This is a genomic window from Leclercia sp. M50, from assembly GCF_037150775.1.
Classification (GTDB): domain Bacteria; phylum Pseudomonadota; class Gammaproteobacteria; order Enterobacterales; family Enterobacteriaceae; genus Enterobacter.
Genome location: NZ_JBBCPK010000003.1, coordinates 82854 through 103988, shown reverse-complemented (window position 1 = coordinate 103988; position 21135 = coordinate 82854). Strand labels below are relative to the sequence as shown.

The window sequence follows — 21135 nt, the reverse complement described above, 5'->3', positions numbered from 1 at the left end:
GGCGGCTGTAGCGCGGTGGTCCCACCTGACCCCATGCCGAACTCAGAAGTGAAACGCCGTAGCGCCGATGGTAGTGTGGGGTCTCCCCATGCGAGAGTAGGGAACTGCCAGGCATCAATTAAAGCCGAAAGCCCATCCTCACGGATGGGCTTTTTGCGTTGGGCGTTAAAAAAGCCGGATGGCGGCTTCGCCTTACCCGGCCTACGGCTATCCCTTTCTTGAAACTTTCTCACCTTTCACATGCAGACTCGACATTTGCCCGATTCCTGGTTATTGTCAGCTATCTGGATGTCTAAACGTTTATACGTATGCTGTGAGGATGTAAGGTTATGCCGATTCGGGTGCAGGACGAGCTACCAGCCGTCAATTTCTTGCGTGAAGAAAATGTCTTTGTCATGACGGCTTCGCGCGCTACAGGTCAGGAAATTCGCCCTCTGAAGGTGCTTATCCTGAATCTGATGCCAAAGAAGATTGAGACGGAAAATCAGTTCCTCCGCTTGCTCTCAAACTCCCCGCTGCAGGTCGATATTCAGCTGCTGCGTATTGATGCGCGCGAGTCCCGTAATACGCCTTCTGAGCATCTCAATAACTTCTACTGCAACTTTGAAGATATCCGTAACGAAAACTTTGATGGCTTGATCGTTACCGGTGCGCCGCTTGGCCTGGTTGAATTCAACGACGTGGCCTACTGGCCGCAAATCAAGCAGGTGCTGGAGTGGGCCAAAGATCATGTCACTTCAACCCTGTTCGTCTGCTGGGCGGTCCAGGCGGCGCTCAACATTCTGTACGGCATCCCTAAACAAACCCGTACCGAAAAGCTCTCTGGTGTCTATGAGCATCATATTCTGCATCCTCATGCGCTGCTGACTCGCGGGTTTGATGACTCCTTCCTGGCGCCGCATTCGCGCTATGCCGATTTCCCGGCTGCATTGATCCGCGACTATACCGATCTTGAGATCCTCGCGGAAACCGAAGAGGGCGATGCCTATCTGTTTGCCAGCAAAGACAAGCGTATTGCCTTTGTCACCGGTCATCCGGAATACGATCCCGATACCCTGGCGAGCGAATATTTCCGCGATGTGGAAGCGGGTTTAAATCCGGACGTACCGTACAACTATTTCCCGCAAAACGATCCGCAAAACAAACCACGTGCCACCTGGCGCAGCCACGGCAATCTGCTGTTTACCAACTGGCTTAACTACTACGTCTACCAGATCACGCCGTACGATCTGCGCCACATGAATCCGACGCTGGATTAATCCTCTGACGATCCTCATCCTGTAGCGTTTCAGCTCTCCAGTTAAGGCACCTTCGGGTGCCTTTTTTATTTCCGAAATTCACTCCGCCTGTAGAAAAATTTTTAAATTCATTTTTATCAGTAAGTTACCAGTCATTTAACTTAAAAATGGAAATTGTTTTTGATTTTATCGTAGAGCGAGATAGTCTTAACTCTGCTGAACGAAAACTACACAAGGATCTTTCGTTCGCGTGGGGGAAATAAATTCGGATCAATGACGAGGAGCAGCGCAATGAATCAACAGGCAACCATTATCGATGAACTGTCCTTTACTCAACCGCATGGTGAGCAGGAGAAGCAGATCCTGACCGCCAATGCCGTAGAGTTCCTTACCGAGCTGGTGACCCGCTTCGCGCCAAAACGCAATAAATTACTGGCGGCACGCATTCAGCAGCAGCAAGACATTGATAACGGCAAGCTGCCTGACTTTATTTCGGAAACTGCTTCCATTCGAGAAGGGAACTGGACGATCCGCGGTATCCCACAGGATCTGCAGGACCGACGCGTTGAAATCACCGGCCCGGTAGAACGCAAGATGGTGATCAACGCGCTGAACGCCAATGTGAAGGTCTTTATGGCCGATTTTGAAGATTCACTGGCACCCGACTGGAATAAAGTGATTGATGGGCAGATCAACCTGCGTGATGCGGTTGATGGCACCATCAGCCACACCAACGAAGCGGGCAAAATCTACCAGCTTAAGCCCAACCCGGCGGTACTGGTTTGCCGCGTACGTGGCCTGCATTTACCGGAAAAGCATGTCACCTGGAACAATGAGGCGATCCCCGGCAGCCTGTTCGATTTTGCGCTCTACTTCTTCCATAACCATAAAAACCTGCTGGCAAAAGGCAGCGGACCTTACTTCTATCTGCCAAAAACGCAGTCATGGCAGGAAGCGGCCTGGTGGAGTGAGGTCTTTAGTTACACTGAGGACCGTTTTGAACTGCCGCGCGGCACCATCAAGGCCACGCTGCTGATTGAAACGTTGCCTGCGGTCTTCCAGATGGATGAGATTCTGCATGCCCTGCGTGACCACATTGTTGGCCTGAACTGTGGCCGCTGGGATTACATCTTCAGCTACATCAAGACCCTGAAGAACCACCCGGATCGCGTTCTGCCCGATCGTCAGGTGGTGACGATGGATAAATCTTTCCTCAATGCCTATTCGCGTCTGCTGATCAAAACCTGCCACAAACGCGGCGCCTTCGCGATGGGCGGAATGGCAGCGTTTATTCCCAGCAAAGACAGCGAACGTAACACCCAGGTGCTGAATAAAGTGAAGGCTGATAAAGAGCTGGAAGCCAGCAACGGCCATGACGGCACGTGGGTGGCGCACCCCGGCCTGGCAGATACCGCCATGGAGGTGTTCAACCGCATCCTGGGCGATAACAAAAACCAGCTGCACGTGACCCGCGAAGATGATGCGCCCGTTACCGCTGCACAGCTCCTCGAGCCGTGCGAGGGCGAGCGCACCGAAGAGGGGATGCGCGCCAACATCCGCGTGGCCGTCCAGTACATCGAAGCGTGGATCTCCGGTAACGGCTGTGTACCGATTTACGGTCTGATGGAGGATGCCGCCACCGCCGAGATCTCCCGCACCTCTATCTGGCAGTGGATCCATCATCAGAAAACGCTCAGCAACGGCAAGCCCGTCACCAAAGCCCTGTTCCGCCAGATGCTGTCGGAAGAGATGCTGAACATTCAGGAAGAGCTGGGCGAGCACCGCTTCAGCAGCGGCCGCTTCGACGCCGCCGCGCGCCTGATGGAACAGATCACCACCTCAGATGACTTAATCGACTTCCTGACGCTGCCGGGCTACCGCCTGCTGGCCTGATTTCACCACATAACAATATGGAGCATCTGCACATGAAAACCCGTACCCAACAGATCGAAGCATTACAGAACGAGTGGACTCAGCCGCGCTGGGAAGGCATTGAACGCCCTTATAGCGCTGAGGATGTGGTGAAGTTGCGCGGCTCGGTAAACCCGGAATGCACCCTGGCGCAGCTGGGTGCCGCCAAAATGTGGCGTCTGCTGCACGGCGAGTCGAAGAAAGGCTACATCAACAGCCTCGGCGCGCTGACGGGCGGCCAGGCGTTGCAGCAGGCGAAAGCGGGCATTGAAGCGGTCTATCTGTCAGGCTGGCAAGTGGCGGCAGATGCCAACCTCGCGTCCAGCATGTACCCGGATCAGTCCCTCTATCCGGCGAATTCCGTCCCGGCCGTGGTGGAGCGAATCAACAATACCTTCCGTCGTGCGGATCAGATCCAGTGGGCATCCGGTATTGAGCCAAACGATCCGCGCTTCGTAGATTACTTCCTGCCGATTGTGGCCGACGCCGAGGCGGGCTTTGGTGGGGTGCTGAATGCCTTTGAGCTGATGAAATCGATGATTGAAGCCGGTGCAGCGGCTGTCCATTTCGAAGATCAGCTGGCGTCCGTGAAGAAGTGTGGACACATGGGCGGCAAAGTGCTGGTTCCGACTCAGGAGGCGATCCAGAAACTGGTAGCTGCCCGTCTGGCCGCTGACGTCATGGGCGTCCCGACGCTGGTGATTGCCCGTACCGATGCCGATGCCGCAGATCTGATCACCTCCGACTGCGACCCTTACGACAGTCAGTTTATTACCGGCGAACGCACCAGCGAAGGGTTCTACCGTACCCATGCCGGCATTGAGCAGGCGATCAGCCGCGGTCTGGCGTATGCTCCCTATGCTGACCTGGTGTGGTGCGAAACCTCCACCCCGGATCTGGCGCTGGCGAAACGCTTTGCCGATGCCATCCATGCGAAATACCCGGGCAAGCTGCTGGCTTACAACTGCTCGCCCTCCTTTAACTGGCAGAAAAACCTGGATGATAAAACGATCGCCAGCTTCCAGCAGGAACTGTCGGAGATGGGCTACAAATACCAGTTCATCACCCTGGCCGGCATTCACAGCATGTGGTTCAACATGTTCGACCTGGCGCACGCCTACGCGCAGGGCGAGGGCATGAAGCACTACGTCGAGAAGGTCCAGCAGCCGGAGTTCGCGGCAAGTCAAAAGGGCTATACCTTCGTCTCGCACCAGCAGGAGGTGGGAACAGGCTACTTCGACAGAGTGACCACCATCATTCAGGGCGGCGCCTCCTCCGTCACCGCCCTGACCGGGTCGACCGAAGAAGCGCAGTTCTGATAACGGAAACGCCCGGTGGCGCTGCGCTTACCGGGCCTACGGTTCTGTTTCCTGGGGTGAGGGACATCTATGTCGCGTGGCCTGGAATTGCTGATTGCGCAGACCATTTTGCAGGGCTTTGATGCTCAGTATGGCCGTTTTCTGGAAGTGACGGGCGGGGCGCAGCAGCGCTTCGAGCAGGCAGACTGGCACGCCGTGCAGCAGGCCATGAAACAGCGTATTCATCTCTACGATCATCATGTGGGTCTGGTGGTAGAGCAGCTGCGCTGCATCACCGGCAGCATCGATATCAATGCCGCTTTTTTGCTGCGGGTGAAAAGCCATTACACCCAGCTTCTGCCGGACTATCCGCGCTATGAGATTGCGGAAAGCTTTTTTAACTCCGTCTACTGTCGGCTGTTTGATCACCGCTCGCTGTCACCGGAGCGGCTTTTTATTTTCAGCTCTCAGCCGGGGCAACGTTTCCGCGCCCTGCCGCGTCCGCTGGCGAAAGATTTCTATCCTGAACAGGGATGGGAGGCGTTGTTAACCAAAGTGTTGGCCGATCTTCCCCTGCGTCTGCCGTGGCAAAATCGCCCACGTGATGTCGGGTATATCATCGCCCATCTTTGCGAAACGCTCGGTGCAGACAACCTGCGCAACTGCCATCTGCAGGTGGCTAACGAACTTTTCTACCGCAATAAAGCCGCCTGGCTGGTGGGGAAACTGATTACCCCGGACGCCACGCTGCCGTTTTTACTGCCCATTCACCGCAGCGATGAAGGTGAACTGGTGGTGGATACCTGCCTGACTACCAGCGCCGAAGCGAGCATTGTTTTCGGCTTCGCCCGTTCCTACTTTATGGTTTACGCCCCCCTGCCAGGCGCGCTGGTGGAGTGGCTGCGTGAGATCCTGCCCGGTAAAACCACCGCTGAGTTGTATATGGCGATAGGGTGCCAGAAACATGCGAAAACCGAGAGCTACCGGGAATATCTGCACTATATCACCCATGCGGATGAGCAGTTTATCGAGGCGCCAGGCATTCGCGGCATGGTGATGCTGGTCTTTACACTGCCGGGTTTTGACCGGGTGTTTAAGGTAATAAAGGATAAATTCGCCCCGCAGAAAGAGATGTCTGCCGCCCATGTGCGCGCCTGCTACCAGCTGGTTAAGGAGCACGATCGCGTCGGGCGCATGGCGGATACCCAGGAGTTTGAGAATTTTGTTCTCGATAAGCGACAGATTGCGCCGCAGCTGATGGCGCTGTTGCTCCAGGAAGCGCCAGAAAAAATCAGCGATCTGGGGGATAAAATCGTCATCAGCCATCTCTACATTGAACGGCGGATGGTGCCGCTCAATATCTGGCTGGAGCAGTCAGAGGGGCAGGCGCTGCACGATGCGATTGAAGAGTACGGCAATGCCATCCGGCAGCTGGCGGCAGCCAATATCTTCCCGGGCGACATGCTGTTTAAAAACTTTGGCGTCACCCGTCACGGGCGGGTCGTATTCTATGACTACGACGAAATCTGCTACATGACGGAAGTGAATTTTCGTGAAATCCCGCCGCCGCGCTACCCGGAAGATGAGCTCGCCAGCGAGCCGTGGTACAGCGTCTCGCCGGGGGATGTCTTCCCGGAGGAGTTTCGCCACTGGTTATGCGCTGACCCGCGTATCGGAGCGCTGTTTGAAGAGATGCATGCCGATCTGTTTCGCGCCGATTACTGGCGTGGCCTGCAGACCCGCATTAAGAACGGGCATGTGGAAGATGTTTATGCTTACCGGCGTAAGCAGCGGTTTAGCGTGAAGTATGCGGCTTAACGCCGGGTGGCGGCTGCGCCTTATCCGGCCTACAGAGTTTTGTAGGCCCGTGCAAGCGTAGCGCCGCCGGGCATTGAAGACTTAACGAATCCCACCATACGCCAGCGTCACCTCTTTCGCCGCCTTAATCACCAGCGCTCCCAGCTCTGTCACCCGGTCGTCGGTCATGCGTGAGATAGGCCCGGAGATGGAGATAGCGGCAAACGGCTCGCGGTGCTCATCATAAATGCAGGCGGCAATACAGCGCAGGCCGAGAGCATGCTCTTCATCATCGAAGGAGTAGCCACGCTTGCGCGTCAGGGCTAAATCTTCTTTCAGATGGACCGGTGATACCAGCGTGGCATGGGTATAGGCGTGTAAACCTTTGCGGTGCAGCAGACCCGTTACCTGCTCTTCGCTGAGCTGGGATAAAAACGCTTTTCCCGCCCCGGAGGCGTGCATCGGCAGCTTGCCGCCAATCGGGGCTGACATGCGCATCAGTTGGGTACACTGCACCTGGTCGATAATAATCGCCTGGTGATCGCTCTGATCGAGCACCGCCAGGTTGACCGTCTCGCCGGAGTCTTCCATCAGCTTGCGCAGGATCGGGTGGACAATGGCGAGCAGGTTACGGCTCTGCAAAAAGCTGCTGCCGACAATAAACGCGTGGGCACCCACGGACCAGTGCCCGAGCTCGCCCACCTGACGAACAAAGCCCAACTGCTGCATAGTGGTCAGCAGGCGATGGGTGGTGGAGTTTGGCAGACCTGCCTGCTGGGCCAGCTCCGTTAGCGCCACGCTGCTGTGCGACTCGGCTATCCATTCGAGGAGCTTTAACCCCCGGGTCAGGGACTGGACTTGACCGCCCGCCTGGGCGGTCGCGGCGGCGGGTTTTCTGCCGCGTTTAGCGGGAACGGTGGCGACCATGGCAGGCTCCTTTTTTCTGTATCGTGGAAATCATTTTCGTTTTATTTGGGTGTTTTGCAACCGTTATCCTGACTGATCGGATGAGTCATGCTGAACATGTCTCATGTTACCGCGGTGTGACTTTTCCCCTTAGCAAGATTATGCCAGTATGGACTGCTGGCCTTTTGGCCTGGTTGAGCGTTGTCGGGAGCAAGTGTGAGCAGCAAAGTAGATCAACTGCGTGCGCAGTTAAATGAACGCATTCTGGTACTGGATGGCGGTATGGGTACCATGATCCAGAGCTATCGTCTGAGTGAGGACGACTTTCGCGGCGACCGTTTCGCCGACTGGCCCTGCGATCTGAAAGGTAACAATGACCTGCTGGTACTCAGCAAGCCAGAGATTATCGCCGCCATTCACTACGCCTATTTCGAGGCGGGTGCGGATATCGTTGAAACCAACACCTTTAACTCGACAACCATCGCCATGGCGGATTACGAGATGGAATCCCTGTCGGCGGAGATCAACTACGAGGCAGCGAAGCTGGCCCGCGCCTGCGCCGATGAGTGGACGGCCCGCACGCCAGAGAAACCGCGCTATGTGGCGGGCGTACTTGGCCCGACCAACCGCACTGCCTCTATCTCGCCGGATGTGAACGATCCGGCTTTTCGTAATATCACCTTTGACCAGCTGGTGACCGCGTACCGCGAGTCCACCAAAGCGCTGGTGGAAGGCGGTGTCGATCTGATCATGATTGAAACGGTCTTCGATACGCTCAACGCCAAAGCCGCCATCTACGCGGTGAAAGAGGAGTTCGAAGCCCTGGGTGTCGACCTGCCGATTATGATCTCCGGCACCATCACCGATGCCTCTGGCCGTACCCTTTCCGGGCAGACGACCGAAGCCTTTTATAACTCCCTGCGCCACGCCGATGCGCTGACCTTTGGTCTGAACTGTGCGCTGGGGCCGGACGAACTGCGCCAGTATGTGCAGGAGCTGTCGCGCATCGCGGAGTGCTACGTCACTGCCCACCCGAATGCCGGTCTGCCAAACGCATTTGGTGAGTACGATCTCGATGCCGCCACCATGGCGGCGCAGATCCGCGAGTGGGCTGAATCCGGGTTCCTGAATATCGTCGGCGGCTGCTGCGGCACCACGCCAGAGCACATTGCTGCCATGAGCAACGCGGTGGCGGGCCTGGCACCACGTAAGCTCCCCGACCTGCCGGTGGCCTGTCGACTGTCTGGTCTTGAGCCGCTGAACATTGGCGATGAGAGTCTGTTTGTGAACGTTGGCGAACGTACCAACGTGACCGGCTCCGCGAAGTTCAAACGCCTGATCAAAGAAGAGAAGTACAGCGAAGCGCTGGATGTTGCCCGCCAGCAGGTTGAGAGCGGGGCGCAGATTATTGATATCAACATGGATGAGGGGATGCTCGACGCCGAAGCGGCGATGGTGCGTTTCCTCAACCTGATCGCCGGTGAGCCGGACATTGCCCGTGTGCCGATTATGATCGACTCCTCGAAGTGGGAAGTGATCGAAAAAGGGCTGAAGTGCATTCAGGGTAAGGGGATCGTTAACTCCATCTCCATGAAAGAGGGGGTTGAGCCCTTTATCCATCACGCGAAGATGGTGCGCCGCTACGGTGCCGCCGTGGTGGTGATGGCCTTTGACGAAGTGGGCCAGGCGGATACCCGTGAGCGCAAAATTGAGATTTGCCGCCGCGCATACCAGATTTTGACCGAAGAGGTCGGCTTCCCACCGGAAGACATTATCTTTGACCCGAACATCTTTGCCGTTGCCACCGAGATCGAAGAGCACAACAACTACGCCCAGGACTTTATTGGCGCCTGTGAAGACATCAAGCGCGAGCTGCCGCATGCCCTGATCTCCGGCGGCGTCTCCAACGTCTCGTTCTCGTTCCGCGGTAACGACCCGGTGCGTGAGGCGATCCACGCGGTGTTCCTCTATTACGCTATCCGTAACGGGATGGATATGGGGATCGTCAACGCTGGCCAGCTGGCGATTTATGACGACCTGCCACTGGAGCTGCGCGACGCGGTTGAGGATGTGATCCTGAATCGCCGCGACGACGCCACCGAGCGCATGCTGGAGCTGGCCGAAAAGTATCGCGGCAGCAAAGCTGATGATAGCGCCAACGTTCAGCAGGCGGAGTGGCGTACCTGGGATGTGAAAAAACGCCTCGAATATTCGCTGGTAAAAGGGATCACCGAGTTTATCGAGCAGGATACCGAAGAGGCCCGCCAGCAGGCCACGCGCCCGATTGAAGTGATCGAAGGGCCGCTGATGGACGGCATGAACGTGGTTGGCGATCTGTTCGGCGAGGGCAAAATGTTCCTGCCGCAGGTGGTGAAATCCGCCCGCGTAATGAAGCAGGCTGTAGCGTATCTGGAGCCGTTTATCGAAGCCAGCAAAGAGAAGGGCTCCAGTAACGGCAAGATGGTCATCGCCACCGTAAAAGGCGACGTGCATGATATCGGCAAAAACATCGTCGGCGTGGTGCTGCAGTGTAATAACTACGAGATTATCGATCTGGGCGTGATGGTGCCGGCGGAGAAAATCCTCAAAACCGCACGCGAAGTGAATGCCGATCTGATTGGCCTTTCCGGACTGATCACCCCGTCGCTGGATGAGATGGTCAACGTGGCAAAAGAGATGGAGCGCCAGGGCTTTACCCTTCCGCTGCTCATTGGCGGGGCGACTACCTCAAAAGCGCATACCGCAGTGAAGATTGAGCAGAACTACAGCGGGCCGACGGTATACGTGCAGAACGCCTCGCGCACGGTTGGCGTGGTTTCGGCGCTGCTGTCCGAAACCCAGCGCGACGACTTTGTTGCCAGAACCCGCAAAGAGTATGAAACGGTGCGCATTCAGCACGGGCGTAAAAAGCCGCGCACCCCGCCGGTAACGCTGGCTGCGGCACGGGATAACGACCTGGCCTTTGACTGGTCGAGCTATACGCCGCCGGTCGCCCATCGCCTGGGCGTGCAGGAGGTGACGGCCAGCATCGAGACCCTGCGCAACTACATCGACTGGACGCCATTCTTTATGACCTGGTCGCTGGCCGGGAAGTACCCGCGTATTCTGGAAGATGAGGTGGTAGGCGAGGAGGCGAAGCGCCTGTTTAAAGATGCCAACGACCTGCTCGACAAGCTCAGCGCCGAGAAAACCCTCAACCCGCGCGGCGTGGTGGGGCTGTTCCCGGCGAACCGCGTGGGCGACGACATCGAAATTTATCGCGATGAGACGCGTACTCATGTGCTGACCGTAAGCCATCATCTGCGTCAGCAGACCGAGAAGGTCGGGTTTGCCAACTACTGCCTGGCCGATTTCGTCGCGCCGAAGCTGAGCGGTAAAGCGGACTACATCGGTGCCTTCGCCGTGACCGGCGGGCTGGAGGAGGACGCGCTGGCGGAGGCCTACGAAGCGCAGCATGATGATTACAACAAAATCATGATCAAAGCGATTGCCGACCGTCTGGCCGAAGCGTTTGCGGAATACCTGCACGAGCGGGTGCGTAAGGTGCACTGGGGTTACGCGCCTACTGAGAATCTCAGCAATGAGGATCTGATCCGCGAGAACTACCAGGGGATCCGTCCGGCGCCAGGCTACCCTGCCTGCCCGGAGCATACCGAGAAAGGGACTATCTGGCAGCTTCTGGATGTCGAAACCCATACCGGTATGAAGCTCACCGAGTCCTTCGCCATGTGGCCGGGTGCATCGGTTTCCGGCTGGTACTTCAGTCACCCTGACAGCAAATACTTCGCCGTGGCGCAGATCCAGCGTGACCAGGTGGAAGATTATGCCCTGCGTAAAGGGATGAGCGTGGCGGAGGTGGAGCGCTGGTTAGCGCCAAACCTCGGCTACGACGCCGACTGACCTGACTGCGCCGCCGACGGTCAGGGTCCGGCTCACGTCACGTTTCCTTACAACAAACAGGGCACCCAATGGGTGCCCTGTCTCTTTCTTACATTTAAGCCCTTATACTGGAAGAAGGCTCAGCGATTCGCGCCACAACGTAGGCCGGATAAGGCGTAGCCGCCATCCGGCAATACCGCGCGCAACGAGCCTCAGGACAACGCATAACGAAAAGGAGAACCTGTATCCGTGCTGACTCTGCTACATCTGCTTTCTGCCGTGGCGTTGCTGGTCTGGGGCACCCATATTGTCCGTACCGGCGTAATGCGCGTTTTTGGCGCCCGCTTACGTACCGTTCTCAGCCGCAGCGTTGAGAAAAAGCCGCTCGCGTTCTGCGCAGGCATTGGCGTCACCGCGCTGGTGCAAAGCAGTAATGCCACCACCATGCTGGTCACCTCGTTTGTGGCCCAGGATCTGGTGGCGCTGACGCCTGCGCTGGTGATTGTTCTCGGTGCCGATGTAGGAACCGCGCTGATGGCGCGGGTATTGACCTTTGATCTCTCCTGGCTGTCGCCGCTGCTGATCTTTATCGGCGTGATATTTTTCCTTGGCCGTAAGCAGACCCGGGCCGGACAGCTGGGGCGCGTGGGGATCGGCCTTGGGCTGATTCTGCTGGCCCTGGAGCTGATCGTTCAGGCCGTCACCCCCATTACGCAGGCGAGCGGCGTCCAGGTTATCTTCGCTTCGCTGACCGGCGATATCATGCTGGATGCGTTGATTGGTGCGGTGTTTGCGCTTATCAGCTACTCCAGCCTGGCGGCGGTACTGTTAACCGCGACCCTGACCGCGGCGGGGATTATCTCCTTCCCGGTCGCCCTCTGTCTGGTGATTGGTGCGAACCTTGGCTCCGGCCTGCTGGCGGTACTTAACAACAGCGCCGCCAATGCCGCAGCGCGCCGCGTAGCGCTTGGCAGCCTGCTGTTTAAGCTGGTGGGAAGCCTGATTATTCTGCCGTTCGTTAAGCCGCTGGCGGATCTGATGGATAACCTGTCGCTGCCGGAATCGGAGATGGTCATCTACTTCCACGTCTTCTATAACCTGGTGCGCTGCGTGGCGATGGTGCCCTTTGCTGGGCCAATGGCGCGCTTCTGTGAACGTATCATCCGTGATGAACCGGAGCTTGATACCCGTCTGAAACCGAAACATCTCGATACCACCGCGCTGGATACCCCGGCGCTGGCACTGGCCAATGCCGCCCGCGAAACGCTGCGCATGGGCGATGCAATGGAGTTAATGCTGGAGGGGCTGAAAAAGGTGGTGCATGGCGAGCCGCGGGAAGAGAAAGCGCTGCGTAAACTCGCCGACGATATCAACGTGCTCTATACCGCCATCAAACTCTATCTGGCGCGGATGCCGAAAGATGAGCTGGCGGAAGAGGAGTCCCGCCGCTGGGCGGAGATCATCGAAATGTCGCTCAACCTGGAGCAGGCCTCCGATATCGTCGAGCGCATGGGGAGCGAAATCGCCGACAAATCGCTGGCGGCCCGCCGGGCATTCTCCCTGGAAGGGGTTAAAGAGCTGGACGCACTGCACGATCAGCTGCTCGCCAACCTGAAGCTGGCGATGTCGGTCTTTTTCTCCGGCGACGTGCCCAGCGCCCGCCGTCTGCGCCGTAATAAACACCGGTTCCGTATTCTCAACCGTCGCTATTCCCACGCGCACGTTGACCGGCTGCACCAGCAGAACGTGCAAAGCATCGAGACCAGCTCCCTGCACCTGGGGCTGCTTGGCGACATGAAGCGCCTTAACTCCCTGTTCTGCGCGGTGGCTTACAGCGTCATGGAGCAGCCGGATGAGGACGATGATCGGGATGAGTATTGATCTGGAAAGCGCCTCGCAGAACGGAGCGGCGAGGCGTGAGTAAACACATCGCCTGGTTTAATGTTATGCCATGGATGATATGTATAAAATTTTATACAGGGATGTGTTATGCTGCCAGAAAGACCGACCCTGCGCCCGATAGCCTGGGTAGGGAGTGCGTTCGATGATTTGCTCTGTTTTCCCGAAGAGGTCCGCCGGGAGGCTGGCTATCAGTTGCACCGCCTGCAGGCAGGGTTAGAGGCGGCAGACTGGAAGCCAATGACAGAGATTGGCAGAGGCGTGGAAGAAGTCAGATTGCGCAGTAGTTCAGGGGCTTACCGTATCCTCTACCTGGCCCGTTTTGAAGAGGCTGTTTATATCCTGCACTGTTAGCCGACGTACATCCGAGCACGATAAGCGTATCGCGAAAGCGCGTTTTCAGAGCGTAATGGAGGAGCTAAGGAGTGGAAAATGAGTCAGGCCATTGATTGTAAAATTCGCCATATCACCCCTACAGAGGCAAATATTTTTGCCGAACTCGGCTTTAACGAGCATGAATCTAAACATCTGCAGGAGGATGCCCAGAAAGAAGTCGAACAACTGTTGCTGCTTAAACGACAGCTGATGCAAGAAATTTCAGCATGGATTGCTGAGCATAACCTTCGTCAGGTGGACGCCGCGGAGAAGCTCAATGTCTCACGACCGCGTGTGTCAGATGTCGTGAATCTTAAAACCAGCAAGTTTACTCTTGATACCCTGGTGATGATGCTCAGCAAACTTGGGAAACCTGTCTCAGTGACGGTAGGCTGATCTTTTTACCAGCCGAAACCTAAGGTATATTTCGCCTCTACAGGAGAAATTATGCTGCCAACTCAATCCACCCGATTAAACAAATACATTAGCGAGAGCGGGATCTGCTCGCGCCGCGAGGCTGATCGTTACATCGAACAGGGCAACGTGTTTATCAACGGTAAACGCGCCACCATTGGCGATCAGGTCGTTCCTGGCGATGTGGTCAAAGTGAATGGTCAAACGATCGAGCCCCGTAACGCAGAAGACCTGGTGTTTATCGCGCTGAATAAACCGGTTGGCATTGTCAGTACCACGGAAGATGGCGAGCGTGACAACATCGTGGATTTCGTCAACCACAGCAGCCGTATCTTCCCGATTGGCCGCCTGGACAAAGACTCCCAGGGGTTGATTTTCCTCACCAACCACGGCGATCTGGTGAACAAGATCCTGCGTGCCGGTAACGACCACGAAAAAGAGTACATCGTCACGGTTAACAAACCGGTGACGGACGACTTTATCCGCGGCATGGGGGCAGGCGTTCCGATCCTCGGCACGGTGACGAAAAAGTGCAAGGTGAAGAAAGAGGCGCCGTTCGCGTTCCGCATTACCCTGGTTCAGGGGTTAAACCGGCAGATCCGCCGCATGTGCGAATATTTCGGTTACGACGTGACGAAGCTGGAACGTACGCGCATCATGAACGTCAGCCTCTCCGGCATCCCGCTGGGCGAGTGGCGCGATCTGACCGATGATGAACTGATTGAGCTCTTTAAGCTGATTGAGAATTCATCCTCGGAAGCAAAACCCAAAGCCAAAGCCAAACCGAAAACCCAGGGCATCAAACGCCCGGTAGTTAAGGCTCCGCAATCGGAAGAGAAAAGCCGGGCGAAGCCTGCCGGAAACGGAAAGCGCTTTACGTCGCCAGGCCGTAAAAAGAAAGGGCGCTAATCAGCGCCTTCCACGGGTTGGGGTATTCGCCGACCAGGAAAACGTCGCCTCTTTATCTACTTTATAAGCCTGCTCTTTTCGAAGTTTGCGGGCTTTTTTGGCGTCCAGCTCACGCTGCGCCATCAGTTTGTCGATGTACTCTTTTTTGAGGTGATTGGTTTCGGCGTTGGTCAGCAGACGGCCATGGGCGATACGCGCGCGGTCGAGCAGAGTTTTCAGTTCGCGCTGCTCGCTTTCCGTCATCTCTTTCTGGGTCAATCTTGGTGTGGACATACCTGAAGCCTCCTGTGAAAGAGGCTTCAGTGTAAAGCATGCCTTCGCTGCGGCGAAGTGAATTAACCTTCCTTCACCACATCGCTTTTCTTTTGTCCCTCGAGCGGCTTACCCGACCAGTAACCCGCCAGCAGCGAGCCGGAAAGGTTATGCCATACCGAGAAGAGCGCGCCCGGCAGCGCAGCCAGCGGCGAGAAGTAAATTTTGCCGAGGGCCGCGGCCAGGCCGGAGTTCTGCATCCCCACTTCAATCGCCAGCGTGCGGCAGGTGGATTCGTCAAAGCCGAACAGCTTCCCGCCCCAGTAGCCGCCCATCAGGCCAATAATGTTGTGCAGCACCACGGCGATAATCACCACAAAACCGACAGAGGCAATATGCGCCGCAGAACCGGCAACCACGGCGCTGATGATCGCCAGAATGCAGACCATCGAAAATGCCGGCAGGTACGGCTCAACGGCTTTCACCAGCCGTGGGAACAGATGATGAATCACCAGCCCCAGCGCAATCGGGATCACCACGATTTGCAGAATGCTCAGCAGCATTCCCATCACATCCACCTGAATGTGGGCATCCACATACAGACGGGTCAGCAGTGGAGTGGCGACCACGCCAACCAGGGTGGAGACGGAGGAGATAGTCACCGACAGCGCCACATCTCCTTTCGCCAGATAGATCATCACGTTGGAGGCGGTACCGCTGGCCACGCTGCCCACCAGCACCATCCCGGCAGAGAGGTCCGGCGGCATCTTAAAGGCGATAGCCAGGGCCCATGCTGCCAGGGGCATCACCAGATAGTGCAGGAAGATCCCCGCCGCAACCGGGGCGGGACGCGACAGGACGCGTTTAAAATCGTCGATTTTCAGATGCACGCCCATGCCGAACATAATCAGCATCAGCAACGTAGTGACCCACGGGCCGACAGGGGTAAACGTGGTGGGCGTATAATAGGCTATAACAGAGAGCAGCAGCGCCCATAGCGGGAACAGCCGGGTGATGGCGGATAACATACAGATTCCTTGCGATTTGTTGTGTTGTGTCGTTATTAAAAAAGCCGGGATCGAGCCCGGCTTAGAGGTATTGTTTATCGTGCTAAGTAATTTTGTTCAATCAAATAATATTCATGATCGCTGATAGAAGGGTGCAGCATGGTGAACGCGCTCCTGCGTGTCGGTAACGAAAAGTGCAAACTGAAGCAGGAAGCACCGTTTGGTTTCTGCTCCACCCTGGATCAGGTTTGAACCGCCAGACCCGCTGTATGTGTGAATATTTTGTTTTTGAAGTGACGAAGCCATCATGGAGAGCAATGATAAAAGCCAATATTATTTGCCTGGTTAAGCTGTAAAAAAGAATAGGCGTTATCCCTTTATTAACTTTAGGAAATAATCTTATAACCTGTCAGTCGATAAACTATATATCTTTATTATTTATAGCGAAAGGTTATTCATTCTTCTTAAATATGTTTATTTTATGCTGAATCGATTTAATTAAAAAACAATTAAAATCTGTTTGTCTTGTATTCTCAGAGCATGCTATAAAAGTTTTGTTGCGTGAATTTGCTGCAGCGTGAAATATTAATAGATAGTATCGTGTCTATTAATAATATATTTGCTCTCACTATCTTCCCTACGTCATATAATAAGGATTTAATATGAAAGAAATGCCATTGGAACTTCTTTATCGGCTCTACAAGGCGGACATTGGTGATATTATTGATGATACGTATGTTCGTTTAACTGGAGCATGGCTCACTGATGATATACGGAGTACTGATCCGCATAATGGGCTTTTAACCCGATCGGAAGCATATCAATTCATTTTTAAGGATCGTTCTGATGGAAATTATTACCTGGCAAGTAATGGCGCTAGTAAGGCTCATGACCCGGTATATACTAGCCAAAACTGGTTCCATGAACCTTTTACCATAAATACCATTGATCCATTCCCTGTATTTCGTTGTAAATATGGGGCCGAAGCAACGAGTGCAATAATTATGCTTGAAGATGTGCCTGGTTAAATACTTCAAGAGTAATTTATGACTATTTTATATTTTATCGAGATAATGTATAAGCGCTCGTGAATATAGAAAATCATCTAATCCCTGTTAGAAAAAATGGGAAACTCATTTTTAGTAGTTCGTAATTTTACGCGTTGAGCCGCTTATACGGGCATTACGCATTCCTTGCGACCATTTTTTAAAGTGATAAAAAGCCGGGTCTTTACCTGGCTTTTTATTATTTCTTGTTGCTGAATAATTTTATTCAAACAGATTGCGATGCAGTTTCTGCACGGCCTATTCCGCTTCAGCGTCCGGCACCAGGAAGCAATGGTTGTAGCTTGAAGCACCGTAACAAATCATGCGAATGTTAAACGGCTCCAGCACACCAAACATCTCTTTGCCCACGCCGCTGGCGCGGGGTAGCTCGTTACCGATGATCGCCACCAGGCGAGATCTTCCTCCGCCTCAACGCGGCACCGTTCCCAGTAACCCAATTACTCCCCATCGCTTTTTCATGTTCATCCTGCAAGATAAAGGCTAATACTAAAAGATAAAAAATATTCTATCGGTTAAGCAATGTGCTGTGATTTTCAATATAAAAATCAATTTAAATCAAATAGATATTCTTTTTTGTGTGCAGCTGGAATAGCTTGGCACGCTCCTGACAATACTTTCCGGTAACAGACAACGTTAAAAGGGTGGTCACGACGGTTCAGACAGCCCTGAGGATGAGCATAATGAAACAGACTGATTTTGATGTTTTAAGCGCGCAGCACAGCGCACCGGTAAAAATGTGGACGCACGGGGTGCCCGTTGAGCCAGAGGCGCGCGAGCAGTTGCTCAATACCGCAAAGATGCCGTTTATTTTTAAGCATCTGGCGGTGATGCCGGATGTGCATCTCGGAAAAGGCTCCACCATTGGCAGCGTAATCCCCACTAAAGGGGCGATCATTCCCGCGGCGGTGGGGGTGGATATTGGTTGCGGGATGATTGCCGTGCGGACATCTCTGCTGGCAGGCGATCTGCCGGATAACCTTCACGGGCTGCGCAGCGCCATTGAACAGGCGGTGCCGCACGGGCGGACCAATACCCGCTCTCGTCGCGACAAGGGAGCATGGGCAAAGACGCCGGATGAGGTGGATAACCACTGGGCCCGGCTGGCGCCGCGCTTCAAACGGCTGACGGATAAATATCCGCAACTGCTGAAAACCAATAACCATCAGCATCTGGGGACGCTGGGCACCGGGAACCACTTTATTGAGATCTGCCTGGATGAGCAGCAACGCGTCTGGGTCATGCTCCACAGCGGTTCGCGTGGCGTGGGCAATGCCATCGGCAATGTGTTTATCACGCTGGCGCAGAAGGATATGCAGCAGCATATTGCCAACCTGCCTGACAGAAACCTGGCCTATTTCCAGGAGGGGAGCCGGCACTATAACGACTACATCGAAGCCGTGGAATGGGCACAGGATTTTGCGCGCCATAACCGCGAGGTGATGATGTCCCGCGTGCTGGCCGCGCTCTCGCGTATTGTGCCAAAGCCTTTCCTGACCCAGCAGGAGGCGGTGAATTGCCATCACAACTATGTGCAGAAAGAGCGTCATTTTGGTGAAGAGATCCTGGTGACGCGCAAAGGGGCGGTGTCGGCGCAGAAGGGCGAGATGGGGATCATCCCCGGGTCGATGGGGGCGAAAAGCTTTATCGTGCGCGGCCTGGGCAATGAAGAGAGCTTCTGCTCCTGCAGTCATGGGGCAGGGCGGGTGATGAGTCGCACGGCGGCCAAAAAACGCTTCACCGTTGCCGATCAGGTTCGTGCCACGGCCCACGTCGAGTGCAGAAAAGACAGCGAGGTCATCGATGAGATCCCGATGGCCTATAAAGATATCGATGCCGTCATGGCAGCGCAGGCGTCGCTGGTCGAAATCGTCCATACCTTGCGCCAGGTGGTCTGTGTAAAAGGATAAAAGAGATGGCTGATAACGGTGTAGATGCCGCCATGCGTGAGCGCGTGCGGCAGCAACTTAACGAGATAGAGCAACGGTTCAATGTGTCCGTGCTGTACGCCTGTGAGTCGGGCAGCCGGGGCTGGGGCTTTGCGTCGCCGGACAGCGATTATGACGTGCGCTTCCTGTATGTGCATAAACCTGACTGGTATTTGCGCGTCGAACCGCAGCGGGATGTGATCGAGCTGCCCATAGACGACGAACTGGACATAAGCGGCTGGGAGTGGCGCAAGGCGCTGGGTTTGCTGAAAGCGGCCAACCCCACGCTTATCGAGTGGCTGGATTCGCCGGTGGTCTATCAGCAGAGCGATACGGTAATCACGGAGCTGCGCGCGCAGGTACCCGCCTGGTTTTCACCCGTGCGTGCGCGCTGGCACTACTACTCTATGGCGCGTAAAAACTTCCGCGGTTATTTACAGGGCGAAGAGGTGCGGCTGAAGAAGTACTTTTACGTCCTGCGTCCGCTGCTGGCAGTGCGGTGGGTGGAGGCCGGAAAAGGGATGCCGCCGATGCGTTTTGCTGAACTGCTGGCGGGAAGCGAGCTTGATGCGCCATTACGTCAGGAAATCGATGCCCTGCTGGCAATAAAACAGCGTGCCGGGGAAGCGCAATATGGCCCCAGACGCCCTTTGCTGCACGCTTTCATCACCCAGGAGCTGGCGCGGGGCGAAAACCCGCCCACGCTGCCGGACAGCCGTCATGGCAAGGTAGCCTCGCTGGATGCGCTGTTGATGAGAACGGTGCTGGCAGGATAAAAAAAGGGCCCGGTTGTCCGGGCCCTTTTTTGTTATTCAAACAAGTTATGATGCAGTTTCTGCACGACCTGCTCGGCTTCATGGCCTGGTACCAGGAAGCAGAGGTTGTAGCTGGATGCGCCATAGCAAATCATGCGGATGTTAAACGGATCCAGCACGCCAAACACCTCTTTGCCCACGCCGCTGGCGCGGGACAGCTCGTTACCGATGATCGCCACCAGGGCGAGATCTTCTTCCACCTCGACGCGGCACAGCTCAGAGAGCTCCATCAGCAGAGATTGCGTTAGCAGGGTATCGCCGGTGGAGGTTGAGCCGGTGGTGTCCAGCGTCAGGGCGATGTTCACCTCTGAGGTGGTGACCAGATCAACCGAGATGCTGTGGCGCGCCAGAATGCTAAACACCTCGGCCAGGAAGCCGCGGGAGTGCAGCATGCTCAGGCTGTGCAGGGTCAGCAGGGTCTGCTTGCGACGCAGGGCGATGGCGCGGAACAGCGGTGGGTTTTCGGTGGTGTTGCACACCATGGTGCCGCCCGCTTTTGGATCCTTGCTGGAGCCGACGAACACAGGAATGTCGCTGCGCACTGCCGGCAGTAATGTCGCCGGGTGCAGTACTTTCGCGCCGAAGGTCGCCATCTCGGCGGCCTCTTCAAAGGCGATCTCGTCAATACGTTTTGCCGCCGGCACCACGCGCGGGTCGGTGGTGTAAATGCCCGGCACGTCCGTCCAGATATCCACGCGGGAGGCGCGCAGCGCCTCGCCCAGCAGGGCTGCGGTGTAGTCGCTGCCGCCACGGCCCAGCGTGGTGGTGCGGCCTTTCGCTTCGCTACCGATAAAGCCCTGGGTGATGACAATCCCCTCCGCCAGGCGCGGCGCCAGCTGTTGGGTGGTCAGCTCGGCAATGGCCTCAACATCCGGCTCGGCACGGCCAAAGCGATCGCTGGTGCGCAGCACTTTACGCACGTCAAACCACTGCGACTGAACGTTACGCTCGCGCAGCACTTCGACAAACAGCAGGGTCGACATCAGCTCACCGTGGCTGACCAGCTCGTCGGTCAGGGCGGTGGAGGTGGCCAGCGAGGCGGCTTCGGCCAGGGTGATGATATTTTCCAGCAGGCGCTCAATCTCTTCGCTGATGACGCTCGGATCGCGCAGACGGCTAAGGATATCGAACTGAATTTTGTGCAGCGCTTCCAGCTTCGCCTGGCGCTCGCTCGCTTCCAGCCCTTCTGCCAGGGCTACCAGCAGATTAGTGACGCCCGCCGAAGCGGACAACACCACCAGCCGGGTATTCGGATCGGCCAGCACCACATCGGCGCTGCGGTTCATGGCATCAAAATCGGCCACGCTGGTACCGCCAAACTTGGCGACAACAAAACTCGTCATAACAACCTCGTGTCAGGGAAGGAAAAAAGCGACCATGGCACAAGGACAAAATAGTTTTATCGGTGCAGGCGCAAATACCGTGTGTATAAATAAAATGTGC

15 protein-coding genes, 1 rRNA gene and 2 pseudogenes are annotated in these 21135 nt (G+C 55.8%); 13 read left to right on the top strand and 5 right to left on the bottom strand.

Going from position 1 to position 21135, the window contains the following annotated elements:
* From rrf to aceK, 5 genes are all read left to right on the top strand, one after another.
* Positions 1-113: ribosomal RNA gene (gene rrf, locus WFM46_RS01475) — 5S ribosomal RNA — on the top strand; the annotation flags it as partial.
* Between the two features lie 216 nt (positions 114-329).
* The gene (gene metA / locus WFM46_RS01470) at positions 330-1259 is read left to right on the top strand and encodes a homoserine O-acetyltransferase MetA (RefSeq protein ID WP_103177818.1); all 930 of its coding nucleotides are present in this window, start codon (positions 330-332) and stop codon (positions 1257-1259) included.
* A 270-nt stretch (positions 1260-1529) separates the two neighbouring features.
* On the top strand, positions 1530-3131 hold the full coding sequence (gene aceB, locus WFM46_RS01465) for a malate synthase A (RefSeq protein ID WP_336996938.1): 1602 nt from the start codon (positions 1530-1532) through the stop codon (positions 3129-3131).
* Positions 3132-3163: 32 nt separating this feature from the next.
* Positions 3164-4468: an isocitrate lyase gene (gene aceA / locus WFM46_RS01460; RefSeq protein ID WP_103177820.1), complete on the top strand. Its 1305-nt coding sequence runs from the start codon at positions 3164-3166 to the stop codon at positions 4466-4468.
* Between the two features lie 69 nt (positions 4469-4537).
* The gene (gene aceK / locus WFM46_RS01455; RefSeq protein ID WP_336996937.1) at positions 4538-6265 is read left to right on the top strand and encodes a bifunctional isocitrate dehydrogenase kinase/phosphatase; all 1728 of its coding nucleotides are present in this window, start codon (positions 4538-4540) and stop codon (positions 6263-6265) included.
* Between the two features lie 81 nt (positions 6266-6346).
* On the opposite strand, the gene iclR is transcribed toward aceK, so the two are convergent.
* On the bottom strand, positions 6347-7171 hold the full coding sequence (gene iclR, locus WFM46_RS01450) for a glyoxylate bypass operon transcriptional repressor IclR (protein WP_103177822.1): 825 nt from the start codon (positions 7169-7171) through the stop codon (positions 6347-6349).
* Positions 7172-7366: 195 nt separating this feature from the next.
* On the opposite strand from iclR, the gene metH reads away from it, so the two are divergent.
* The 5 genes and pseudogenes from metH (at position 7367) to rluF (ending at position 14626) form a co-directional block, all read left to right on the top strand.
* Positions 7367-11050, top strand: coding sequence for a methionine synthase (gene metH, locus WFM46_RS01445; RefSeq protein WP_336996936.1), 3684 nt, complete (start codon positions 7367-7369; stop codon positions 11048-11050).
* Positions 11051-11278: 228 nt separating this feature from the next.
* Complete coding sequence (locus WFM46_RS01440) at positions 11279-12910, top strand: Na/Pi cotransporter family protein (protein WP_103177824.1); 1632 nt, start codon at positions 11279-11281, stop codon at positions 12908-12910.
* A gap of 108 nt (positions 12911-13018) precedes the next feature.
* A pseudogene (locus WFM46_RS01435) lies at positions 13019-13364 on the top strand (type II toxin-antitoxin system RelE/ParE family toxin).
* Positions 13361-13699 carry a helix-turn-helix domain-containing protein gene (locus WFM46_RS01430; RefSeq protein WP_336996935.1) on the top strand — a complete coding sequence of 113 codons (339 nt, stop codon included), beginning with the start codon at positions 13361-13363 and terminating at the stop codon, positions 13697-13699. Before WFM46_RS01435 ends, WFM46_RS01430 begins: the two are co-directional and overlap by 4 nt.
* A 51-nt stretch (positions 13700-13750) precedes the next feature.
* On the top strand, positions 13751-14626 hold the full coding sequence (rluF, locus tag WFM46_RS01425; protein WP_103177827.1) for a 23S rRNA pseudouridine(2604) synthase RluF: 876 nt from the start codon (positions 13751-13753) through the stop codon (positions 14624-14626).
* Here the strand turns inward: rluF and WFM46_RS01420 are convergent, their stop codons facing one another.
* Entirely contained in the window at positions 14627-14899 is a 273-nt protein-coding gene (locus tag WFM46_RS01420) for a DUF3811 domain-containing protein (RefSeq protein ID WP_103177828.1), read from the bottom strand. It abuts the gene before it with no gap.
* Positions 14900-14961: 62 nt separating this feature from the next.
* Positions 14962-15906, bottom strand: a complete 945-nt coding sequence (panS, locus tag WFM46_RS01415; protein ID WP_159340276.1) for a ketopantoate/pantoate/pantothenate transporter PanS — start codon at positions 15904-15906, stop codon at positions 14962-14964.
* Between the two features lie 641 nt (positions 15907-16547).
* Between panS and WFM46_RS01410 the strand changes: the two genes are divergently transcribed.
* Complete coding sequence (locus WFM46_RS01410) at positions 16548-16913, top strand: hypothetical protein (RefSeq protein WP_336996934.1); 366 nt, start codon at positions 16548-16550, stop codon at positions 16911-16913.
* A gap of 276 nt (positions 16914-17189) precedes the next feature.
* Here WFM46_RS01410 and WFM46_RS01405 read toward each other — a convergent pair.
* Positions 17190-17371 (bottom strand): annotated as a pseudogene (locus WFM46_RS01405) (ACT domain-containing protein); the annotation flags it as partial.
* Between the two features lie 261 nt (positions 17372-17632).
* On the opposite strand from WFM46_RS01405, the gene WFM46_RS01400 reads away from it, so the two are divergent.
* Both WFM46_RS01400 and WFM46_RS01395 read left to right on the top strand, forming a co-directional pair.
* Entirely contained in the window at positions 17633-18859 is a 1227-nt protein-coding gene (locus WFM46_RS01400) for an RtcB family protein (RefSeq protein ID WP_336996933.1), read from the top strand.
* Positions 18860-18864: 5 nt separating this feature from the next.
* Positions 18865-19653 (top strand): nucleotidyltransferase domain-containing protein, encoded by a 789-nt coding sequence (locus tag WFM46_RS01395; RefSeq protein ID WP_156653717.1) that lies wholly within the window; start codon positions 18865-18867, stop codon positions 19651-19653.
* Positions 19654-19685: 32 nt separating this feature from the next.
* On the opposite strand, the gene lysC is transcribed toward WFM46_RS01395, so the two are convergent.
* Positions 19686-21035 carry a lysine-sensitive aspartokinase 3 gene (lysC, locus tag WFM46_RS01390; protein WP_325941170.1) on the bottom strand — a complete coding sequence of 450 codons (1350 nt, stop codon included), beginning with the start codon at positions 21033-21035 and terminating at the stop codon, positions 19686-19688.
* Positions 21036-21135: the final 100 nt, after the last annotated feature.